General features: G+C 67.6%; 21 protein-coding genes. 10 read left to right on the forward strand and 11 right to left on the reverse strand.

From position 1 onward, the window contains the following. Nucleotides 1-2: 2 nt before the first annotated feature. Complete coding sequence (locus tag ACXI0D_RS09790; RefSeq protein ID WP_101764844.1) at nt 3-779, reverse strand: lytic transglycosylase domain-containing protein; 777 nt, start codon at nt 777-779, stop codon at nt 3-5. Between the two features lie 327 nt (nt 780-1,106). Beyond that, nucleotides 1,107-2,480: a D-serine/D-alanine/glycine transporter gene (gene cycA, locus ACXI0D_RS09795; RefSeq protein ID WP_049444868.1), complete on the reverse strand. Its 1,374-nt coding sequence runs from the start codon at nt 2,478-2,480 to the stop codon at nt 1,107-1,109. A gap of 230 nt (nt 2,481-2,710) precedes the next feature. On the opposite strand from cycA, the gene ACXI0D_RS09800 reads away from it, so the two are divergent. Continuing rightward, nucleotides 2,711-4,327 (forward strand): EAL domain-containing protein, encoded by a 1,617-nt coding sequence (locus ACXI0D_RS09800; protein WP_101764842.1) that lies wholly within the window; start codon nt 2,711-2,713, stop codon nt 4,325-4,327. Between the two features lie 313 nt (nt 4,328-4,640). Here ACXI0D_RS09800 and ACXI0D_RS09805 read toward each other — a convergent pair whose 3' ends face one another. Both ACXI0D_RS09805 and ACXI0D_RS09810 read right to left on the reverse strand, forming a co-directional pair. Continuing rightward, a complete protein-coding gene (locus tag ACXI0D_RS09805; RefSeq protein WP_479642528.1) occupies nt 4,641-5,825 on the reverse strand; it encodes an MFS transporter in 1,185 nt (394 codons plus the stop codon). After that, the gene (locus ACXI0D_RS09810) at nt 5,822-7,000 is read right to left on the reverse strand and encodes a serine hydrolase domain-containing protein (protein ID WP_479642529.1); all 1,179 of its coding nucleotides are present in this window, start codon (nt 6,998-7,000) and stop codon (nt 5,822-5,824) included. Before ACXI0D_RS09810 ends, ACXI0D_RS09805 begins: the two co-directional genes overlap by 4 nt. Before the next feature lie 228 nt (nt 7,001-7,228). Here ACXI0D_RS09810 and ACXI0D_RS09815 point away from each other — a divergent pair, with 228 nt between their 5' ends. Beyond that, nucleotides 7,229-8,128 (forward strand): LysR family transcriptional regulator, encoded by a 900-nt coding sequence (locus ACXI0D_RS09815; RefSeq protein ID WP_432593023.1) that lies wholly within the window; start codon nt 7,229-7,231, stop codon nt 8,126-8,128. Between the two features lie 266 nt (nt 8,129-8,394). Beyond that, the gene (locus ACXI0D_RS09820) at nt 8,395-10,002 is read left to right on the forward strand and encodes an ATP-binding cassette domain-containing protein (RefSeq protein ID WP_479642530.1); all 1,608 of its coding nucleotides are present in this window, start codon (nt 8,395-8,397) and stop codon (nt 10,000-10,002) included. A 78-nt stretch (nt 10,003-10,080) separates the two neighbouring features. Here ACXI0D_RS09820 and ACXI0D_RS09825 read toward each other — a convergent pair whose 3' ends face one another. After that, nucleotides 10,081-11,406, reverse strand: a complete 1,326-nt coding sequence (locus tag ACXI0D_RS09825; protein WP_101764837.1) for a GTP-binding protein — start codon at nt 11,404-11,406, stop codon at nt 10,081-10,083. 69 nt (nt 11,407-11,475) lie between these two features. On the opposite strand from ACXI0D_RS09825, the gene ACXI0D_RS09830 reads away from it, so the two are divergent. Then, a complete protein-coding gene (locus ACXI0D_RS09830) occupies nt 11,476-11,847 on the forward strand; it encodes a MerC domain-containing protein (protein ID WP_049443558.1) in 372 nt (123 codons plus the stop codon). Between the two features lie 76 nt (nt 11,848-11,923). Here ACXI0D_RS09830 and ACXI0D_RS09835 read toward each other — a convergent pair whose 3' ends face one another. Continuing rightward, the gene (locus ACXI0D_RS09835) at nt 11,924-12,208 is read right to left on the reverse strand and encodes a metal-sensing transcriptional repressor (RefSeq protein WP_049443556.1); all 285 of its coding nucleotides are present in this window, start codon (nt 12,206-12,208) and stop codon (nt 11,924-11,926) included. A gap of 50 nt (nt 12,209-12,258) precedes the next feature. On the opposite strand from ACXI0D_RS09835, the gene dmeF reads away from it, so the two are divergent. Further along, nucleotides 12,259-13,239, forward strand: coding sequence for a CDF family Co(II)/Ni(II) efflux transporter DmeF (gene dmeF, locus ACXI0D_RS09840; protein WP_101764836.1), 981 nt, complete (start codon nt 12,259-12,261; stop codon nt 13,237-13,239). Between the two features lie 120 nt (nt 13,240-13,359). Here dmeF and ACXI0D_RS09845 read toward each other — a convergent pair whose 3' ends face one another. Beyond that, entirely contained in the window at nt 13,360-13,644 is a 285-nt protein-coding gene (locus ACXI0D_RS09845; protein ID WP_014035798.1) for a hypothetical protein, read from the reverse strand. Between the two features lie 90 nt (nt 13,645-13,734). Here ACXI0D_RS09845 and ACXI0D_RS09850 point away from each other — a divergent pair, with 90 nt between their 5' ends. The 4 genes from ACXI0D_RS09850 to ACXI0D_RS09865 all read left to right on the forward strand — a co-directional run bounded on the left by ACXI0D_RS09850 (nt 13,735) and on the right by ACXI0D_RS09865 (nt 16,205). Next, entirely contained in the window at nt 13,735-14,154 is a 420-nt protein-coding gene (locus tag ACXI0D_RS09850; protein WP_101764835.1) for a hypothetical protein, read from the forward strand. Nucleotides 14,155-14,265: 111 nt separating this feature from the next. Continuing rightward, entirely contained in the window at nt 14,266-14,928 is a 663-nt protein-coding gene (locus ACXI0D_RS09855; RefSeq protein ID WP_158297977.1) for a hypothetical protein, read from the forward strand. Between the two features lie 96 nt (nt 14,929-15,024). Further along, on the forward strand, nt 15,025-15,219 hold the full coding sequence (locus ACXI0D_RS09860; protein WP_101764834.1) for a hypothetical protein: 195 nt from the start codon (nt 15,025-15,027) through the stop codon (nt 15,217-15,219). A 65-nt stretch (nt 15,220-15,284) separates the two neighbouring features. Then, nucleotides 15,285-16,205, forward strand: a complete 921-nt coding sequence (locus ACXI0D_RS09865; protein ID WP_236251849.1) for a class I SAM-dependent methyltransferase — start codon at nt 15,285-15,287, stop codon at nt 16,203-16,205. Between the two features lie 3 nt (nt 16,206-16,208). Here ACXI0D_RS09865 and ACXI0D_RS09870 read toward each other — a convergent pair whose 3' ends face one another. From ACXI0D_RS09870 to ACXI0D_RS09880, 3 genes are all read right to left on the reverse strand, one after another. Continuing rightward, nucleotides 16,209-17,177, reverse strand: a complete 969-nt coding sequence (locus tag ACXI0D_RS09870; protein ID WP_101764832.1) for a polysaccharide deacetylase family protein — start codon at nt 17,175-17,177, stop codon at nt 16,209-16,211. Nucleotides 17,178-17,243: 66 nt separating this feature from the next. After that, nucleotides 17,244-17,789, reverse strand: a complete 546-nt coding sequence (locus tag ACXI0D_RS09875) for an RNA 2'-phosphotransferase (protein ID WP_049443664.1) — start codon at nt 17,787-17,789, stop codon at nt 17,244-17,246. A 36-nt stretch (nt 17,790-17,825) separates the two neighbouring features. Beyond that, nucleotides 17,826-18,485, reverse strand: coding sequence for a hypothetical protein (locus ACXI0D_RS09880; protein WP_080347471.1), 660 nt, complete (start codon nt 18,483-18,485; stop codon nt 17,826-17,828). A gap of 134 nt (nt 18,486-18,619) precedes the next feature. Between ACXI0D_RS09880 and ACXI0D_RS09885 the strand changes: the two genes are divergently transcribed. Further along, complete coding sequence (locus ACXI0D_RS09885) at nt 18,620-19,300, forward strand: hypothetical protein (protein WP_101764831.1); 681 nt, start codon at nt 18,620-18,622, stop codon at nt 19,298-19,300. Between the two features lie 262 nt (nt 19,301-19,562). Here the strand turns inward: ACXI0D_RS09885 and ACXI0D_RS09890 are convergent, their stop codons facing one another. Continuing rightward, entirely contained in the window at nt 19,563-19,736 is a 174-nt protein-coding gene (locus tag ACXI0D_RS09890) for a hypothetical protein (RefSeq protein WP_182474440.1), read from the reverse strand.

A 19,736-nucleotide genomic window follows, 5' to 3' on the forward strand; every position in this document is an offset into this window, starting at 1 on the left:
TGCTAGCGCGCCGGCACCTCGGTACGGATGCCCATCGCTTCACGGTAGCGCGCGTACAGCGCCATCACCTTGTCCACGTAGGCCAGGGTTTCGGCGTAGGGCGGCACGCCCTTGTAGCGGGTGACCGCACCGATGCCCGCGTTGTAGGCGGCCGCCGCCAACGGGCGGTCGCCGTTGTAGCGGCGCAACAGCGCGCGCATGTAGCGCGCGCCGCCCTCGATCGACTGCTGCGGCGAGAACGGATCGCTTACCCCGTATTCCAGCGCGGTATCGGGCATCAGCTGCATCACCCCCTGCGCGCCCTTGCTGGATACCGCCAGCGCATCGAAATTGCTTTCGGCGTGGGCGATCGCACGCAGCCAGGCATCATCGACGCCGGTGGCCTTGGCCGCGGCCTTGAACTGCCTGGCGTGCTGCGCCAGCTGCGGTTTGCCGACCTTGCCCAGGCCTTCGTGCGCCGGCTCGCCCGGCGGCGTGGCCACGGTGAACTTCAGGAACACCCGCGAGCCGGGCAGGTTGCGCGTGGAGTAGACCAGCGCCCCGTCCTGTTCGCGCTCGTACAGCACGCCGCTGAACACGCCCATGTTGCCCCACAGGTTCGGGGTCTGGATGGCGTTGTCGTCGATCTCCCTGGCGGTACAGCGCGAGCCCGGTTCCGGAGCGGTGGCCAGGCTGACAGTGTTGCCCTGCACGCAGCGATAGACGGTGCGCGCGGCGGCCAGCCCGGGCCACAGGCTGGGCAGCAGCAACAGCGCGAGCAGGAGGGGGCGACGGGACATGGCGGCCGGATGATCCGGCCGCGTCCGCTAATGTTGGGTGAATGGGGGTCGGCAGGGCTGCGCCCTGCACCTGCGGTAGTGCCGGCCGCTGGCCGGCAACCTCAACAGCAACAGCCGTTTTCCTGCGAGGAGGCGGGGTGGGTCCGGTTGTGGGGGACGCTGCAAGTACGTCCATGTAAGCTCGGTCGCCGCATCCATGCGGCTCACGCCCCCACAACCGGACCCACCCCGCCTTCGACAGTTCCCAGCGGCGGGCAGTAGATCCACGCCATGCGTGGATGAAACGTCCGGAGACAGTGGATCAATCAATGGAACGAAAACGCCGGGTTACTTCGCAGCCCTCCGCCGCACCCAATACCCCACGCCCAGCAGCACGAACCACGCGGGGCTGGCGATCAGCGCCTGGCGGGTATCGCCCTGCAGGCTCAGCAGCACCAGCACGCCGGCGAAGAACACCAGGCAGGCCCAGCACATCGCAACGCCGCCGGGCATCTTGAAGATCGATGCAGCATGGCGCTCCGGGTAGCGGCGGCGATAGGCCATGTAGGCCACCAGGATCAGCGACCAGACGAAGATGAACAGCACCGTCGCCAGCGTCGTCACCAGGGTGAAGGCGGTCACCAGGTTGGGAATCAGGTAGATCAGCAGCGTGCCGCCCAGCAGGCACAGGCATGAGAACAGCAGGCCGCGGGCCGGCACCGCGGCGCGTGACAGCTTCGACAGCCCGCGCGGGGCGTGGCCCTCTTCGGCCAGGCCGTACAGCATGCGGCTGGTGGAGAAGATGCCGCTGTTGGCGGAGGACGTGGCCGAGGTCAGCACCACGAAGTTGATCAGGCTGGCGGCGGCGGGAATGCCAGCCAGTACGAACAACTGCACGAACGGGCTCTTGTCCGGCACCACCTGGCGCCACGGTGTCACCGCCATGATCGCGATCAGCGCCAGCACGTAGAAGATGATGATGCGCACCGGGATCGAGTTGATCGCCTTGGGCAGGTTGCGCTCGGGGTCGGCGGTTTCGGCGGCGGTGGTGCCCACCAGCTCGATGCCGACGAAGGCGAACACCGCAATCTGGAAACCGGCGAAGAAGCCGACCAGTCCCATCGGGAACATGCCACCGTCATTCCACAGGTTCGACAGCGATGCGGTGTGACCACTGGGCGAGGTGAAGCCCCACGCCACCAGCCCGGCGCCGGTGATGATCAACGCGCAGATTGCCACGATCTTGATCAGCGCGAACCAGAATTCCATTTCACCGAACAGCTTCACCGTCACCAGGTTCAACGCCAGCAGCAGCATCACGCAGGCCAGCGCCGGTTTCCAGGCTTCAAGCCCGGGGAACCAGAACTGCGCATAGGCGGCGATCGCGATCACGTCGGCAATGGCGGTGACGATCCAGCAGAACCAGTAGGTCCATCCACAGAAGAACCCGGCCCACGGGCCGAGCAGGTCAGTGGAGAAATCGATGAAGGATTTGTACTGCAGGTTGGACAGCAGCAGCTCGCCCATCGCGCGCATCACGAAGAACAGCATCGCGCCGATGATCAGGTAGACGAAGACGATGGACGGGCCGGCCAGGCTGATGGTCTTGCCCGACCCCATGAACAGGCCGGTGCCGATGGCACCGCCGATGGCGATCAGTTGCAGGTGGCGGTTGGACAGGCTGCGGCGCAGGTGCTCGGGGGGCGTTGCGGGCTCGGTCATGGGCGCGGGCTAAGGGACGGGCGAAGCATCCGACGGTAGTCCTCCACGGCGCCAAGCGCCAGCGCCGGACGGACCTATTACGTCAAAGTCGGCCGCTTTCACCACAATGTGACCGAATACCGTATTGATCCCATTCCGCCCGGCCCGGCGCCATGCTCAGATAGCCGCACCTGCCCAAGGACCGGCCCGACCATGCGCCCTGCCCCGCCCGCCCCGCTGGAGCCCCGGCCATGAGCCGCCTGCGCGTCATCATCGGCGGCACCGCGCTGGCGCTGCTGGCCGCTGCGGTGCCGATCGCGGTCATGGCCTATGCCACCTGGGACCGCGCGATCAGCGTCGAACAGCAGCGCCTGCGCGACATCGCCGACCGTACCCTGCGCCGCTCCGACCTGTCCTACCAGGAAGCGCTGGCGGCACTGAAATCGGCCGAGGCCGGTGGCTACGTGCCCTGCAGTCCCGAGCACATCCGGCGCCTGCAGACCCTGGTGATGACCACCCCATCGATCGACCAGATGGGCTACTTCGAAGGCGGCAAGCTGCGCTGCACCTCCTGGGGACCGTTCCTGTCCGACGTGGATCAGCCCACGCCGGACCACGTCACCAGCGATGGCGCCGGCATCGCGGTGGATGTGCGCCCTGAAAACAGCGGGCGCCGCCAGGTGCTGGCGGTCCTGTATGGGTCCTACGACGCACTGGTGGACCCGCGCCGCTTCGTCGATGTCATTGCCGACCCGAACGTGCGGCTGGCGCTGGCCAGCCCCGATGGACGTCTGTTGGCCAAACAGCCAGGCCTGGATCCGGACCTGCTGCAGGCACTGCTGCGCGACCCCGGCGAAGGCCTGGATCACAGCACCCTGTTCGCCACCGCGCGCAACGAGGAATGGCTGGCCATCGCCACCACGCCGCGCACCGCGCTGGCCGCGGCGTTCCGCCAGCAGGCGTGGCTGTACGTGCCGGTGGGCCTGCTGCTGGCCGCCGCCGGTGCCGGCCTGGTGATCTGGCTGTCGCGGCGCCGCCTGTCGCTGCGCGGTGAACTGGCCACCGCCATCCGCCGCCGCGAGCTGTACCTGCATTACCAGCCGATCATCGAACTGGACACCGGCATCTGCGTCGGCGCCGAGGCACTGGTGCGCTGGCAACGCCCGGATGGCACCCAGGTGCGGCCCGACCTGTTCATTCCGCTGGCCGAAGAGGCCGGCATGATCGCCGACGTCACCGACCTGGTGATCGAGAACGTGGTGCGCGACATGCGCGAGCTGCTGGTGGCCGACCGCAGCGCGCACATCGCGATCAACCTCGCCGCCGAGGACATCAGCAGCGGCCGCGCCCTGAAGATGATTGCCCGGCACATGGCCGGCAGCGGCATCCTGCCGCAGCAGATCTGGATGGAGGCCACCGAACGCGGCTTCCTCGACCTGGACCGCGCACGCACCATGCTCGCCGCCGCCCGCCGCGCCGGCCACAGCGTGGCCATCGACGATTTCGGCGTCGGCTTCTCCAGCCTGCAGTACCTGGAGCAGCTGCCACTGGACGCGCTGAAGATCGACAAGTCGTTCATCGATGCGATCGGTACCGAAAGCGCGACCAGCCCGGTCACGCCGCACATCATCGACATGGCCAAGGAGCTGGGCCTGTGGGTGGTGGCCGAGGGCGTGGAAACCGAAGCGCAGCTGGCCTACCTGCACAGCCGGCACGTGGAATTCGGTCAGGGCTGGCTGTTCTCGCGGCCGCTGCCGCGTGATGAATTCGTCGCTTTCCATCACAAGCGGCAGCAGCAGTACGGTGCTGCACGCGAGCACATGCAGAACCCGCGCAGCGTGCCGATCGAGCGTGAGGGGATCGAGTAGGACGGCCAACGGCAGAGCCCCTCGTGGTGGGTCGCGTACAGCTATCCCGGAGTTGGCCGGGGCGGTCGGGTTCGCGGGGGACGCCGTAAACCCATCCATGGGGGCTTGGCCGCGGCATCCATGCCGCGGACACCCCCGCGAACCCGACCGCCCCGGCCTCTGACAGGTTCCGGCTGCGTCCCACCACGGAATCAACAGAAGAAAGCAAAAGCAAACGCGGGTCGCTGCGCTCGGTAGTTCCACGCCATGCGTGGATGGCGCGGACCACGGTAGTGCCGGCCGCTGGCCGGCTCCACGTGACACTGATCGGCCGCTACGCCCACGCCTTCGGCCGTGCCAGCAGCCACGCCACGGTCACCGCCAGCAACAGCAACGGCAGCCATCCCAGCTGGCGTGGGCCGCTGGCCTGCAGCAGCACCCCGCCCGCTACACCGCCGGCGGCTATGGCCAGGTTCCAGCCGGTCACCAGCATCGACTGCGCCAGGTCTGCGGCGGCACCCGCACGGCGTGCCAGTGCGGTCTGGAACAGCGTCGGCACCGCGCCGAACGCCACGCCCCACAGGATCGTCGCCAGCAGCAGCGCGCTGGCCACGCCCGGCCATACCAGCAACGTCAGTACCGGCACGATGAAGCCGATCACCGCCGCCCACACCAGCGCACGCAGGTGGCGATCCACGCCCCAGCCAGCAATCCCGATGCCGGCAATCGCCGCCACGCCAAACGCCAGCAGCAGCCGGTCCAGCCACGCACCGGCACCCGCATCGACCGCCAGCGGCTCGATGTAGGTGTACAGCACGTTGTGCGCCAGCACGTACACCATCATCACCAGCAGCGTGCTGCGCACGCCGGGCATCCGCCAGACCGTAGCCAACGAGGTGCGCTGGCCGGCACCGGCCGCCGGCAGCGCCGGCAGTGTCCAGCGCGCGTATGCCAGCAGACCCACGCCCAGCACGCTCATCAATGCGAACGCCCAGCGCCAGCCGATCTGCTGGCCGAGCAGCGTACCGGCCGGCACTCCCAGTGACAGCGCCAACGGCGAACCCACCATCGCCACCGCGATGGCCCGCCCCTGCAACGACGGCACCACCATGCGCGCGGCGTAACCGGCCACCAGCGACCACAGCAGGCCACCGCTCACGCCGGCCAGGAAGCGCGCGGCGAGGATCAGCGCGTAACTGCTGCTCAGCGCGGTCAGCGTGTTGACCACCACGAAACCGGCAATGGCGGCCAGCAACAGCGGACGCCGCGGCAGGCGCTGGGTCAGCGCGGTCATCGGCAGCGCGGCCATCACCGAGCCCAGCGCATACACGCTCACCAGCTGGCCGACCGCCGCATCACTCACCCCCAGGCTGTCGCCCATCGGACGCAGTACACCGGCCGGCAGCGTCTCGGTGAGCAGGGTGATGAAGCCACCGCCGGCCAACGCCAGCAGGCCCGCCCATGGCAGACGCGTGGCCTCACCGGCCGGGCTGGCCGCATCGATGGCATGGCCGCTCATCGCACGGTCTCCAGATCGGCATACACCGCATCGCGCAGCTCATCGACGAAGGCCCCATCCATGCCTTCGTACAGGGTGTTGGTCAGTGCCACCACGCTCAGTCCACGCGATGGGTCGACGAACCAGCTGTGGCCATAGGCACCGCCCCAGCGCCAGGTCCCTTCGCGCTGCGGCGTGCCACTGGCGGCAGCATCGCGCAACACTGCAAAGCCCAGCCCGAAGCCCCAGCCGGCCGGTTCCGGCGGCCCCTGCTCGCCCACCTGCGGGCTGGCCATCTCCGCCGCCAGCGCGGGCGGCAGCAGGCCGGAGCGCTGCACATCGCGCAGCGCCTCCAGCACCGACATCACTTCATCGGCGGTACCCACCAGGCCGGCGCCCGCCGAAGCGTACTGGCTGGCGTCGGTGGCACGCGCGAGGCTGTACTCGATGCCGACCGTACCTTCGAACGGCGCGACCACTTCCCCTTCCTGCAGGCGATGCGGCTGCGGCGTGTCGCTCACATAGGGCGTGGCGAGCCGCGCACCCTCGCGCGTGGCGAACGCGGTATCACGCAGGCCCAAGGGGGCGGCCAGCAAACGCTCGAACAGCACCTGCAGCGTTTCACCGGTCGCCGCTTCGGCAACCGCACCGGCCACATCCACGCCCAACGAGTACAGCCATTGGCTGCCCGGCTCGAACAGCAGCGGTGCCTGCGCGATCCGGCGTACGTTCTCGGTCAGGGAAAGCGGGTTCGCATCCAGGCCATCGCTGACCCCAACGCGCGCATAGGGGCCCTCCGCATCGGCTTCCAGGAAGCGGTAGCCCAGCCCGCTGCTGTGGCTGAGCAGCTGGCGCAGGCTGATCGGCGGCATGCGGCCATCGGCCAGCGCCGGGCGGAAGTCCGGCAACCAACGCTGCACCGGCGCATCGAGGTCGAGCACGCCCTCGGCCACCAGGCGCAGGATCACCGTGGTCAGCAGCGGCTTGCTGACCGATGACAGCCGGAACAGCTGGTCGCGCCGCATCGGCATCGCCGACTCGCGATCAGCCAGCCCGGTCGCGCTGGCATGGCGCAGCACGCCGTGCTCACGCACCAGCACCACCGCGCCGACCAGGCGCAGCGGGTGGACCTGCTGCAGCAGCCGCTGCACCGAAGGCAGCGTCGGCGCGGGTTCAAGGGAAAGAACGGCATTCATCGCGGTGATCCGTGGGGAGAGGCCCGCCACGTTAGGCAGCACAGCACGGCGCAAAAAGCCGGTTGCCGCTCCGGGCATCGTGGACCGTGGAGTCCGCAATCGGCATCATGCCCGGAACTGCAAGGCCGCAACGGCCGGCGACCCGCCTCGCACCACAGTGTTGCGGTGGCGGCGCTGCCCGTCGCGATCGCGCACCCCTACCCTGCCGCTTTCATCACCCGCACACCCATGTCAGTCCTGGACAACCTCGCCAACCTGCAGACTTTCGTCCACGCCTCCGACACCCGCAGCTTCGTCGAGACCGGGCGCCTGCAGGGCATCTCCGCCTCGGCCGCCGGCAAGTGCGTTGCCCGGCTGGAGCATGCACTGGGCGTGCGCCTGTTCCATCGCAGCACGCGCAGCATCACCCTCACCGCCGAGGGCCAACTGTTCCTGGCGCGCTGCCGGCGCATCCTCGACGAGCGCGATGCCGCGCGCACCGAACTGGCACAGCCGCACGCCACGCCTCGCGGCACGCTGCGCATCGGCCTGCCGTTGGTGGGCGACCTCACCCTGCCGTTGATGGCCGAATTCATGGCGGCGTATCCGGACATCCGCCTCGACCTGGATTTCAGCGACCGGCTGGTCGACGTCATCGAGGAGGGTTTCGACGCCGTGCTGCGTGTCGGCGAGCCCAGCGATTCACGCATGAACGCACGTCGCCTGGGCGTCTTTCCACGCCGCATCGTTGCCTCGCCGGCGTACCTGCAGCGCCGCGGCACGCCACGCACGCCGGCCGACCTGTTGCAGCACACGTTGCTGCACTACCGCTTCCCCAGTACCGGCAAGCTGGAACTGTGGCCGATCCACTGGCCCGATGAGGAAACCCCGCAGGAGCTGCCGGTACACATGGTGGCCAACACCATCGAGGCGCGGGTGGCGCTGGCGTTGCGCCACGTCGGCCTGGCCTTCGTACCGGTGCACTCGGTGCGCGATGCGCTGGCCGACGGTCGCCTGGTCACCGTGTTGGACGAACACGTGCATTCCTGCGGCATCTTCCACCTGCTGTGGCCCTCGGGCCGCCACGTACTGCCGAAGCTGCGGGTGTTCATCGATTTCGTCAGCGCCCGCCTGGAAACCGTGCCCTAGTCGCGGTCCCCCCATGTCCGGCCCACAGTAGATCCACGCCATGCGTGCCTCGTGCAGTAGATCCACGCCATGCGTGGATGCCTTGTAGCGTCGGCCATGCCTGGCGGTGCCACACCCGACCATTCAGCCAGCCCCGCTATACTGCCCGCTCATTCCTCCAAGAGGCTCGCGACCAATGCGCCATTGATGCCGCCGTCTTCCCACTAGACGGCCTGACTCTTCCCGCCCCTGCGCGCAGGGGAGAACCCGGCATCCATGGAGGTCGCATGACCACACATTCCCTCACGCTCGATCGCGTGTCGTATCGGCTGGCCGACGGCCGCCCGCTGTTTTCCGATCTGTCGTTTTCCTTCGAACCGGTCGCCACCGGCCTGGTGGGTGCCAATGGCACCGGCAAGAGCGTGCTCGCACGCCTGTTGGCCGGTCGGGTGCAGCCAGAGAACGGGCAGGTGCGCAGCAGCGGCCGCGTGTTCCTGTTGCCGACGCCCGGCTATCCCCCCGCCGGCACGGTCGGTGAACTGGCCGGCGTCGGCGCGGAACTGGCCGCACTGCAACGCATCGAAGCCGGCAGCGTGGACGAGAACGACTTCGCCTGCGTCGGTGAACGTTGGGATCTGCGCGAGCGCCTGCAGCAGCAATGGCAAGCGCTACGGCTGCCCGACGATCTCGATCCCGCCCAACCCGCCGCGCGCCTCAGTGGCGGCCAGGCCATGCAGGTGGCGCTGTCCGGCGCCTGGGCCAGCGGCGCCGATTGGCTGATCCTGGACGAGCCCAGCAACCACCTCGATGCACGCCATCGCCAGCAGCTGTACCAACAGCTGCAGCAGTGGCGCGGTGGCCTGCTGGTGATCAGCCATGATCGCGAGCTGCTGGCGCAGATGCAGCAGATCGTTGAGCTCGACGCGCGCGGGCTGCATCGCTATGGCGGGCCGTGGCAGCACTACGCCGACGCGCGTGCCGCCGAACGCGAAGCCGCTGCTGCACAGCTCGACCATGCGCGCGCCCAGCACCGGCAGCAGCAACGCAGCGCGCGCGAACAACACGAACGCCAGCAGCAACGCCAGGCACGTGGCAACCGCGATGCAAAGCAGGCCAACCAGGCACCGATCCTGCTTGGCCGGCAGAAGCAGCGTGCCGAGGCCAGCCACGGCCGCGCGCAGCAGGTACAGGCCGAACGCCTGCAGGTCAGCGCCGATCAGCTGCGCGCTGCAGCCTCGGCGGTTCAGGCCGCGCCGGAACTGGCACTGTTTGCCGGTGAGGGTGAACGCGGCAGCGCACGCCTTCTGCAGGTGGACTCGCTGGTTTTGCCGCATGGCTGCAGTGCACCGTTGCAGCTGGAGATCCGTCGAGGGCAGCGCATCGCCGTGGTCGGTGACAACGGCAGTGGCAAGTCCACGCTGCTGCGCGTGCTGGCCGGCCAGCTGCCTGCACGCAGCGGCACCGTGCAACGCCATGCACCGCTGGCGCTGCTCGACCAGCAGCTGCTGGGGTTGTCCGGCGAGTGCAGCATTCTCGACACCGTGCAGGCCGCCAACCCGGCGGCTGATGCGGGTGAACTGCGCACACGGCTGGCCCTGCTCGGGCTGGACGCGCAGCGCATCCAGCGTGCAGCCCATAGCCTCAGCGATGGCGAACGGGTGAAAGGCGCGCTGGCCAGCGTGCTGTATGCCGACCCCGCACCGCAGCTGCTGCTGCTGGACGAGCCCGGCAACGCACTGGACCTGAGCGCGTTGCAGGCACTGGAAGAACTGCTGGCGGCATGGCCGGGTGCCCTGATGATGGTCAGCCACGACCGGCACCTGCTGCAGGCGCTGCAGCCGACGCAGGTGTTGCAGGTCGGTGCCGATGGCTGGCAGTGGCGCGACGCCTTGTAGATCCACGCCATGCGTGGATGGATGCATGGCGGGCAGTGCCGGCCGCTGGCCGGCACACCCCGCACCCTCAACGCCCGCTCAGCGCTTCCACACCGGGAACGCCTGCGGCAGCTGATGCCATAGCAACGGGCCGGCGCGCAGCTCCTGTTCGTTGAGCAGGCAGGCATCCAGTTCCGCGCGCACCGCGCGCTCATCCATGTGCACGCCGATCACCACCAGCTCTTGGCGGCGATCCCCCCACAACGGGTGCCACAGCCGCTGCATCGCCGAATGCGCGGCCGCATCCGGGAATTCTTCCAGCCCCGGCAACGGCGCGCTCCAGCAGTCGGCCTGCTGCCGCGCCCACCCCAGGTCGCTGTAAGGCAGCGGCGTCGGCGGCAGCAACGGCGCGGTGTCTTCCAGCCCGGCGCGCACGCGATCGCGCGCGGCGTACCAGAATCCCGCCGCCTGCGTCCGCGTCGCGGCACCCACGGTGTTCAGCTCGCCCACCCAGTCCATGCGGTTGGCCAGCCAGAACCAGCCCTTGCTGCGGATCACGCCGGGCATGCCCGACTGCAGCGCGCGGGCGAAGCGCGCAGGATGGAACGGTCGCCGCGAGCGGTAGACGAAACTGGCGATGCCGTACTCCTCGGTTTCGGGTGTGTGCTCGCCACGCAGTTCCTTCACCCAACCCGGCGCACGTTGCGCACGCTCGTAATCGAAGCGGCCGGTGTCCAGCAACTCGGCCAGCGGCACATCACCGAAGCTGGACAGCAACAGCTTCGCGTCGCGGTTCAAGCCACGCAGCACGGCCAGCGTGTCCTGCAGCACTTCGTCATCCACCTGGTCGACCTTGCTGACCACGATCACATCGGCGAACTCCACCTGCTCGCACAGCAGGTCGACCACGCCGCGATCGTCGTCTGGCCCGGCCTGTTGCCCGCGCTCGGCCAGGCGCAGCGTCGAACCGAAGTCGGCCAGGAACGCGCTGCCATCCACCACCGTCACCATCGTGTCCAGGCGCGCGATGTCACTCAGGCTGAAGCCCTGCTCGTCGCGTACCGCAAAGGTGGCCGCCACCGGCATCGGTTCACCGATTCCGGTCGACTCGATCAGCAGGTAGTCGTAGCGACCGGCATCGGCCAGCCGCCGCACTTCCTGCAGCAGGTCGTCGCGCAGCGTGCAGCAGATGCAGCCATTGCTGAATTCCACCAGCGTCTCTTCGGTGCGGCGCAGTTCGGCGCCACCCTCGCGCACCAGCTGCGCATCGATGTTGACCTCGCTCATGTCGTTGACGATGACCGCCACGCGCAGGCCCTCGCGGTTGCGCAGGATCTGGTTGAGCAGGGTGGTCTTGCCGGCCCCGAGGAAGCCGGACAGCACAGTGACCGGAAGGCGACGGTCGGCGCGGGAAACAGTGTTCATGTCGGAGCGGGTTGGCTGCGGAACGGAAATGTTACTGTATAACAATTGTCGCGCAAGGAACCTCCCCCGATGAAGTCGCCTTCTGCCGCCCTGCTCGATGCCGGCGCGGTCGCCCTGTCCAGCCTGTGCCTGCTGCACTGCCTGGCGCTGCCCCTGCTTGCCGCCGCGCTGCCACTGCTTGGCACCTGGGCCGAAGCGGAGTGGGTGCACCTGCTGTTCGTGGCCATCGCCCTGCCACTGACCGGCTACGCGCTGTGGCGGGCCGAGCGCCGCCACCCACTGCCCGTGCTGGCCTGGGCCACCGCCGGCACCGGGCTCGGCCTGCTGCTGGCCGGCGCGCTGGCGCTGCCCTCGCACGATTGGGAAACGCCGATGACCGTCACCGGCAGCCTGCTGCTGGCCGCCACGCACATCTGGAACGCGCGGCACCGGCACGGGTAGTGCCCGCCGCTGGCCGGCAACCCCATGAACGCCGCACGCAACCTGCTGGTGCCGGCCAGCGGCCGGCACTACCCGGTCATTTGCCGTAGCGACGAAGCAGCTCCACCAGCACCGCGGCCTCGTCCGCCCGCTGCTGCGGATCTTCGGCGCCCACCACGTGTTCCTGCAGGTGCTCGTGCAGCAGCTCCATCAGCAGGCTGTGGGCGGCACCGCGCACGGCGGCAACCTGCACCAGCACGTCCGCACAGTCGCCGGCCTCACCCTCCGGCCTGTCCAGCGCCTGCTCCAATGCCGCCACCTGGCCGCCGATACGGCGTACCCGGGTCAGCAGCTGCTTTCGATTCTTGTGTACATGGGCCATGGATGGATCGTATACCCTATGGGGGTATCCTTCCACCCTCTGGTCTTCCCATGCACCTGGACGCCCTTGCCGCCGCCCGTCGCCACGAACACCGCTTCGACGACGGCAATCCGCTGGCCGAACGCAACACCCGCCGCGCCCTGTGGCTGACCGTCAGCATGATGCTGGTGGAGATCGTCGGCGGATGGTGGTTCAACTCCATGGCCGTGCTCGCCGACGGCTGGCACATGAGTTCGCACGCGCTGGCGCTGGGCCTCTCGGTGTTCGCCTACCGCTGTGCGCGCCGCTACGCGCACGACCCGCGCTTCGCCTTCGGCACCTGGAAGATCGAGATCCTGGCCGGCTATACCAGCGCCATCGCCCTGCTCGGCGTCGCCGCGCTGATGGCCGTGCAATCGCTGGAACGGCTGTGGGTGCCGGCGCCGATCCACTACAACGAAGCCATCGCCATCGCGGCAGTCGGGCTGGGCGTGAACCTGCTGTGCGCCTGGTGGCTGCACGACAGCCCCGGACACGCGCATCATCATCACGGTCATACCCATGGCCATGGCCATGACCACGGGCATGGCCACGATCACCACGACCACAGCCACGCACACGGCCACGACCTCAACCTGCGCTCGGCCTACGTGCACGTGCTGGCCGACGCCGCCACCTCGGTGCTGGCCATCGTCGCCCTGCTCGGCGGCAAGCTGCTGGGCCTGACCTGGCTGGACCCGGTGATGGGCCTGGTCGGCGCCGTGCTGGTGACGGTCTGGGCGATCGGCCTGCTGCGCGACAGCGGCCGCATCCTGCTCGACGCGCAGATGGACGCGCCGGTGGTGGCCGAAGTGCGCGAAGTGATCGAACAGGGCCCGTGGCCGGCACGCCTGGCCGACCTGCACGTCTGGCAGGTGGGTCGCGGCAAGTACGCGGTCAGCGCCAGCGTGGTCACCAGCGACGCCAGCCTCGATGCCGATACCGTGCGCAACGCGCTGGCCATCCACGAAGAGCTGGTGCATGTAACCGTGGAGATCCACCGCAGCGCGTGAATCACATCGGGTAGTGCCGGCCGCTGGCCGGCATGGCATGCGCCGGCCGCCGCTGCCCAGTAGAGCCAGGCCATGCCTGGCTGGTCCTATCCATGAGTCGAGCATGGCTCGACTCTACCGCTACAGCTTCAGCATCATCCGCAGCAGGTACATCAGCAGCGGCAGCGCGCTCAGCACTGCGCCAGCAATGCCGATCCACGGCCAGCGCTCACCGCGCACGCGCGCGGCCACCGCCAGGCCGCAGCCCACCAGCGCCGCACCCAGCACGCCCACGCCCAGCCCTGCGGCCATGCCATTGCCGCCTGCAGCCACCGCTGCCTGCGCTGCCACGGTGCCTGCACCCCACCCCACAGCGATCCCCAGCCAACTGCCCACGCCGCACCACGGTGCCTTGCCCTGCGCCATCCGAAAACCCCTGTGTTCTTGCCGAATTTCTGTACGGGCCGCGCCCGCGTGCTGCCTACACTAGCCGCACCTGCCCTGTAGGGACATCCCATGCGCACGCTCCGCCTGCTGCTGCCCGGTGCCCTCCTGCTGCTGACCACCGCCTGCAGCGGTGACGCCGGGCTTCCCTTCTCCGCCGACCCATTGCAGGGCTGCTTCGCCACCAGCGCGCGCAAACCCGCTGACTTCCGCATCGACAAGGAAGGTGGCCAGTACTTCGTCTCCTTCAGCCGTGGCGAGCAATGGCAGCGCGAGCCCAATGCCCTGCACAAAGCCAGCCGCAGCGAGATCAGCCGCTACTTCCGTGATGATGCCGATCAGATCGACAGTGCCCTGATCCGCATGGCCGGCGGCTTCGGTATCTTCCACTTCAACAAGGGCGCGACGCTGAAGGGCAAGGCCAGCGACAGCGACTACATGGCGCTGATGCTGATCGGGGCTGGGCCGGTGTATGCGGTGAAGTGCGATTAGCGACAGCAATTTTTGAGGAATGTTTGAAATCCCAACAACTGCGTGATGCTACCCAGTGCACCACTGGGTAAGTAGAGAAGATGGAGCCTCACCCAGATTGGAGAGGTCCAGATGAAATCGCAGCTAGCCGCTCTCATGTTCATCGTCTCAGCATCCATGCAGGCGGCAGATGGAATGCCGGCTGAAGGACAGACCGGTGACGAAGCGAAGTCCCCAGCGAGAATTGTTCGCAGCGCAGAATGGCCTGACTCCATCGGGGGAACGGTCAGTGTGGAGCAGTCCCTCACCCGCAACTCGAAGGGTCAGTATGTATATCGCTACGATGATCAATCGGAAGCAACGAAGCGGTACCACGAGGCTTCCTGCGCAGATATCGGGATGAATCCCGCCAAGGGAGAGTCAATCACGGTGGGGCCAGGAAGCGCTGCATGGCATTGCTCAAGCATCGAGTCGAACGGTGCTATTGACGCAAAGAGTACTGACTATGTATTCGCCTATGCACCAAATGGACAGGTATCAGCCGGCCAGAACTTCGTTTCCTACGGAACCGTGAGATTCAACAGCTCTGTCAGCGGGAATATCCAAGGTAGCGCGCAAATCGACAACGGAAGGTGCCAAACCTTCTATAGCGAGTACTACCCACCGAATACCGTGGGAAACCACACCGCAAGAGTACTCTGCTTCGCTCATACTCCGCAGACCATGAATACGTTGATGGAGGGGTGCGTACCGCGCGCCTGCGCAAGCGATCGCGGTTCCATCAGGGCCGACTGATACCAGGCTCCTGCCACGGAGGAAAGGGCGCCAAGGCGCCCTCTCCTGCTCGGGCTTAATGATTCGGCTTCAATCATCACTGACATCATTCAGTTCATGATTTCACCAGCTGGCCCTTGGCTTTCGGGCGGTCTACGCATCGACAAGGAAAGCGGCCAGTACTTCGTCTCCTTCGGTCGCGATGGCCAGTGGCAGCGCGGCCCGAGAGCCCTGCACAAGGCCAGCGACAGCGACTACATGGCGCTGATGCTGATCGGGGCCGGGCTGGTGTATGCGGTGAAGTGCGATTGAACTGTAGAGCCGAGCCCACGCTCGGCTACGTTTGCAGTAGATCCACGCCATGCGTGGATGCAGGCATGGTGGAGCCATGGGAAGACTCGGCTCTGCAACAGCTGCGGTACCATGCCCTCCCCCGAACCGCCCCGGTACCCGCCGTGCCCCATTACACCGGCCCCCTGCTGACCCGCGACAGCGCCGATACCCTGCGCCGTGCCCATGACAAGGGCGCCGCCGAATGGCAGGGCTCGCTCGACCTCGGCCGCAGCCAGGACACCGTGGTACTGCACACCGACGGCTTCCACTTCCGTGGCCAGCCCTACCCGTGGCCGGGCAAGCTGAAGGACCGCACGCTGTACTACTGGGATGGCGATGCGTTCGAGCCGATCTCGCGCTACAGCGGCTCACTGATCAAGCTGGTACCGACCGAATGGGGCGCACCGACCTTCGAGATCGACGGTATCAAGATGCTGCCGACCTCGAAGCTGTCGCCGTTCGAGGATGCGCGCCGCAAGGTGGAGCTGGTCGCCCCGGCGGGCAAGGTCATCCTCGATACCTGCGGCGGCCTGGGCTACTTCGCCGCGTGCGCGCTGGAGGCCGGTGTCGGCCAGATCCGCTCGTTCGAGAAGAACGCCGATGTGATGTGGCTGCGCACGCTCAACCCATGGTCGCCGGATCCGGACTCGGCTGCCGCCGGTGGCCGCCTGCAGTTCAGCCACGGCGACGTCTCGCAGCAGATCGAACAGGTGGCCAGCAACAGCGTCGACGCGATCCTGCACGACCCGCCGCGCTTCGGCATCGCCGGCGAGCTGTACTCGCAGGTGTTCTACGACCACCTCGCCCGCGTCATCCGCAAAGGTGGCCGCCTGTTCCATTACACCGGTGCGCCGAACAAGCTGACCAGCGGCCGCGACGTCCCGCGTGAAGTCGCCAAGCGGTTGGAGAAGGCCGGTTTCAAGGCCGAGCTGGCGCTGGACGGCGTGCTGGCCGTCAAGCGCTGAGCCTTACTCCGAATCGACCTTTGCCAGTTTCATCACCCACGCCGGCACCTCGGGTTCGCCGGCGTAGAAGTCCTTCGGCTTTTTCTCCGCCATCGCCCAACGGTGCAGCCAGCTCGGGCCGTAGCGGCCGTTGTAACCCTCGGCACCGCGTGCGTAGGCCGGGTCACGCATCGCCTCGTCCAGTGAAATGAAGCGATAGCCTCGGCGCCTGGTAGCCGCCACCAGTTCGGCGAACGTCGCCGCATTGAGCTCGTTGGCGTGCATCAACCACACCTGCGGCAGCGCGTAACCCAGCAACGCCTGTGACTGGTTCTCGTAGTAGTCCAGCTTGTTCAGCATGTACGGCACGTAGCCCTTGCGCAGCTGCGCCAGCGTCGCTTCGCGTGCAGGTGAGTCCGCCTGCTCGTTCATCACGTTGGCATAGGCGAACGCCCACACCCACTCGCCGTTGTCCACCGTCACCGGCGCCACGCGGTAGCCGTGCTGCTTGAAGAACGCGTCCATCTGCGCACGCTCATCCGGGGTGCGCCCGGCGCGCAGGTAGGGATGGCGCATCCACTGCGGCGCCTGCCCCTTCTCGGCCAGCAGCGGCCGCAGCACCGTTTCGCCGCGCAGGAAATCCTGCTGGAACGCCGGCACGCCCTTCGCATTCAGATCCATGTGCGAGTACGTGTGGTTGCCCAGCACATAGCCCGCATCGCGCCAGTCGCGCAGCATCTGTACCCGCGCCGGCTGCGCCTGCCCGTCCACCTCAAGCTTGTTCTCGTTGACGAAGCCGACCACCGGCACGCCCGCCTGATGCAGCTGGGCCATCAACGCCGCATGCCGCGCCTGCAGGTCCGGCGGCGTAATCTGGTCCAGCCGTGCCCATGGCAGGTCATCGATGGTCACCGCAATCCGGCGGTCCACCTCGGCGGCATGTACCGCCAGCGAACACAGCAGCAACGGCAACGCACGCAGCAAGCATCGCATCGGGTCTTCCCTGGAGTGGCGAGGCGTCGACTGTAGCGCGATTGCCGCGCGCCGCCGAGCGTGTGCTCAGCCGGCGATGTACTGCGGCGGCACGTGCGCGGTCAGCCACACGCCATTGGCCGAACGGTGGAACACATGACCATCGGCATGCATGCGCCCGGCATTCACGCTGAGGATGACCGGCGCACCGCGGCGTGCGCCCACCTGCTGCGCGGTCTGGCGATCCAGCGACAGGTGCACGTGCTGGCGCTCGCCAGGCCGCAGGCCCTGCTCACGGATGGCACCGACGAAGCGAGCCACCGTGCCGTGGTACAGCCATGCCGGCGGCTGCAGCGCCTCCAGGCCCAGATCCACCTGGATCGAATGCCCCTGGCTGGCGCGGATGCGCAGACCGTCGTCGCTCAGCGCGAAGCGCTGCTTGTCATTGGTCTCGACCACCGCCTGCAGGGTGTGCCGGTCCAGCGCCACGCCATGATCGGCCATCCGCTGCAGCAGATCATCGACATCGGCCCAGCCCTGCGCATCCAGCTGCAGGCCGATCTTCTCTGGTTCGTGGCGCAACACCAGGCTCATGAACTTGCTGGCCTGCTTGTGTGAAGTATCCGTACTCATCGGCATAGGCTGCCGCAGATCACCGCCGGATGCCAGTTACGCCCCTGCCGATCGTGCCGCCCGGGCCCGTGCGATCGCGCGCCACAGGGCCACGCCGCCGGCCATCGCGGCCAACAACAGCACCGCCAGCACCAGCGCCAGATCATCCGGGTTGCGCAGCAAAGGAGCGTTCACCCGCGTCAGGATGTGGAATACCACGCGCTGCGACTGCTCCAGCGGTACATCGCCCTCCGACACCAGCTCCACCAGGCACGCCGTGGGTGACAGCCGAGCCACATTGCGCCACGCATTCTCGTACAGGTGCAGCACCCATCCGGCCAAGGCCAGTGCGCCACCGTGCAGCAGCATCAGCGCCAGGTTCGCCGTGCGTAGCCGATCGCGCAGCCACAGCGCGCGGCTCGCGCATACCGCCATGGCCCCCAGCAACGCCAGCACGATGCCTGCCACCGGAATCCAGCTCAGGGGTTGCCAGTCATCCAATGCGCCGGCACGTGCCATCACCTGTTCGGCCACCTGCAACCGTGCCTGCTCATCCGGGCCACCGCAGGCTGCGTTGATCGGCTCCAGCAGCAGGTCGACCCGATAGTGGAAGAAGCCCGCTGCCAACGCGACGGACAGCAGCGCGACCAGTTGCAGCATCATCAGGATCGGGCCCTGCCCAAAGATGCGGCGGATTCGGGACGTGGCAGGGCTCATCGGTTCATCCATGACAGCAAAGAGCCATCCTAACCAAGCGCCCCGTGCGTGTCGGCTGGCGGATGCGACACGCACCACGCAGCACCGTTACGATGGCACGGTTGTTTGGATCCGAAATTTCCCTGGTAATCCTGATGGTGATGCTGTATCTGGTCGTGCGGACGCTGCTGCCACTGCTGGCGTTCGTGCTCGCGTGGTGGCTGCTGTCGCGCCTGATCAAGGCCCGCGTCGCCCGGCTGCCACGCGTCCCGTTGAACCTGCCCGAGCACAGCAGCAGCCCCCGCAGGAAGGATCGCCGCATCTACGCACGCAAACTGCGGCGCAAGCCAGGCCTGCGCACGGCGAGCCGCGCGGCCACCGCACCCCGCAGCTGGCACTTCGCTTCGGCTGTCCTCTCGCTGATGGTGCTGATCGCCACCGTGATCGCCGTGCCCGATGGCGCACGCTTCCAGGTAATGGTGGGCAATCTCATCGGTTATCCGGGAACCGTCGTCGAGGTGCAGGTTCCCGTAGCCGCACAGTCCGTCGTGCTGCAGGCATGGCAACCCGCGCTCGCACAGCTGGGGCGGCCCACGGCGATGCGCTACCCGATCGCTCGCACCGGCGGCGAGCATGAAGCCCATGCCGTCGTTCCCGTGCAGGTACGACTGCTGGGCGATCGCATGCAGGTGGCCATCGCGCGACCGGTGGACGCTGAAATGCTGCGTGCAGAACTGGCACGACTGGCAGGGTTGCCGGTCGAGGCAATCAACGTGCAGCAGCGCGACATAGCGCCGTGGAGGGAGGCAGGCTGGCAGCCACTGTCTCGCCTGTAGCGTCGAGCCATGCTCGACTCAATGAAAATCACGCCCCACGCGGCAGCTTCGACGCCCACATACTTCGGCAGTAGATCCACGCCATGCGTGGATGAACGCATGGCGAAACCGTGCAGTGCGGAGTCCACGCTCAGCTCAGGAAGAATCACGCACCACGCGGCAGCTTCGACGCCCACACACCGCGGCAGTAGATCCACGCCATGCGTGGATGAACGCATGGCGAAATCGCGTAGTGCGGAACCCACGCTCATCTCAGGATGCATCACGCACCACGCGGCAGCTTCGACGCCCACATGTTGTCCACCAGGTTCGGATAGCGCCGCCCGTTCTCCTCCGCCCGCTGCCGCGCCGCTGCCTTCTGTGCATCGGACAGCGGCTGCGGCGCCTGCCCCTTGGGCTTGGGCTTCTTCCACGGAGGTGTATTGGTCTGGCGCAT

This window comes from Stenotrophomonas sp. C9D9, assembly GCF_056491205.1.

What these genes read in the sequence shown, in the direction of transcription:
- ACXI0D_RS09880 (WP_080347471.1), bottom strand. Translation starts at nt 18,485, where the DNA reads ATGAGCCCTGCCACGTCCCGAATCCGCCGCATCTTTGGGCAGGGCCCG.
- ACXI0D_RS09790 (WP_101764844.1), bottom strand. Translation starts at nt 779, where the DNA reads ATGTCCCGTCGCCCCCTCCTGCTCGCGCTGTTGCTGCTGCCCAGCCTG.
- ACXI0D_RS09885 (WP_101764831.1), top strand. Translation starts at nt 18,620, where the DNA reads ATGGTGATGCTGTATCTGGTCGTGCGGACGCTGCTGCCACTGCTGGCG.
- ACXI0D_RS09890 (WP_182474440.1), bottom strand. Translation starts at nt 19,736, where the DNA reads ATGCGCCAGACCAATACACCTCCGTGGAAGAAGCCCAAGCCCAAGGGG.
- ACXI0D_RS09820 (WP_479642530.1), top strand. Translation starts at nt 8,395, where the DNA reads ATGACCACACATTCCCTCACGCTCGATCGCGTGTCGTATCGGCTGGCC.
- ACXI0D_RS09870 (WP_101764832.1), bottom strand. Translation starts at nt 17,177, where the DNA reads ATGCGATGCTTGCTGCGTGCGTTGCCGTTGCTGCTGTGTTCGCTGGCG.
- ACXI0D_RS09825 (WP_101764837.1), bottom strand. Translation starts at nt 11,406, where the DNA reads ATGAACACTGTTTCCCGCGCCGACCGTCGCCTTCCGGTCACTGTGCTG.
- cycA (WP_049444868.1), bottom strand. Translation starts at nt 2,480, where the DNA reads ATGACCGAGCCCGCAACGCCCCCCGAGCACCTGCGCCGCAGCCTGTCC.
- ACXI0D_RS09830 (WP_049443558.1), top strand. Translation starts at nt 11,476, where the DNA reads ATGAAGTCGCCTTCTGCCGCCCTGCTCGATGCCGGCGCGGTCGCCCTG.
- ACXI0D_RS09855 (WP_158297977.1), top strand. Translation starts at nt 14,266, where the DNA reads ATGAAATCGCAGCTAGCCGCTCTCATGTTCATCGTCTCAGCATCCATG.
- dmeF (WP_101764836.1), top strand. Translation starts at nt 12,259, where the DNA reads ATGCACCTGGACGCCCTTGCCGCCGCCCGTCGCCACGAACACCGCTTC.
- ACXI0D_RS09800 (WP_101764842.1), top strand. Translation starts at nt 2,711, where the DNA reads ATGAGCCGCCTGCGCGTCATCATCGGCGGCACCGCGCTGGCGCTGCTG.
- ACXI0D_RS09815 (WP_432593023.1), top strand. Translation starts at nt 7,229, where the DNA reads ATGTCAGTCCTGGACAACCTCGCCAACCTGCAGACTTTCGTCCACGCC.
- ACXI0D_RS09805 (WP_479642528.1), bottom strand. Translation starts at nt 5,825, where the DNA reads ATGAGCGGCCATGCCATCGATGCGGCCAGCCCGGCCGGTGAGGCCACG.
- ACXI0D_RS09835 (WP_049443556.1), bottom strand. Translation starts at nt 12,208, where the DNA reads ATGGCCCATGTACACAAGAATCGAAAGCAGCTGCTGACCCGGGTACGC.
- ACXI0D_RS09850 (WP_101764835.1), top strand. Translation starts at nt 13,735, where the DNA reads ATGCGCACGCTCCGCCTGCTGCTGCCCGGTGCCCTCCTGCTGCTGACC.
- ACXI0D_RS09810 (WP_479642529.1), bottom strand. Translation starts at nt 7,000, where the DNA reads ATGAATGCCGTTCTTTCCCTTGAACCCGCGCCGACGCTGCCTTCGGTG.
- ACXI0D_RS09875 (WP_049443664.1), bottom strand. Translation starts at nt 17,789, where the DNA reads ATGAGTACGGATACTTCACACAAGCAGGCCAGCAAGTTCATGAGCCTG.
- ACXI0D_RS09860 (WP_101764834.1), top strand. Translation starts at nt 15,025, where the DNA reads ATGATTTCACCAGCTGGCCCTTGGCTTTCGGGCGGTCTACGCATCGAC.
- ACXI0D_RS09865 (WP_236251849.1), top strand. Translation starts at nt 15,285, where the DNA reads ATGGTGGAGCCATGGGAAGACTCGGCTCTGCAACAGCTGCGGTACCAT.
- ACXI0D_RS09845 (WP_014035798.1), bottom strand. Translation starts at nt 13,644, where the DNA reads ATGGCGCAGGGCAAGGCACCGTGGTGCGGCGTGGGCAGTTGGCTGGGG.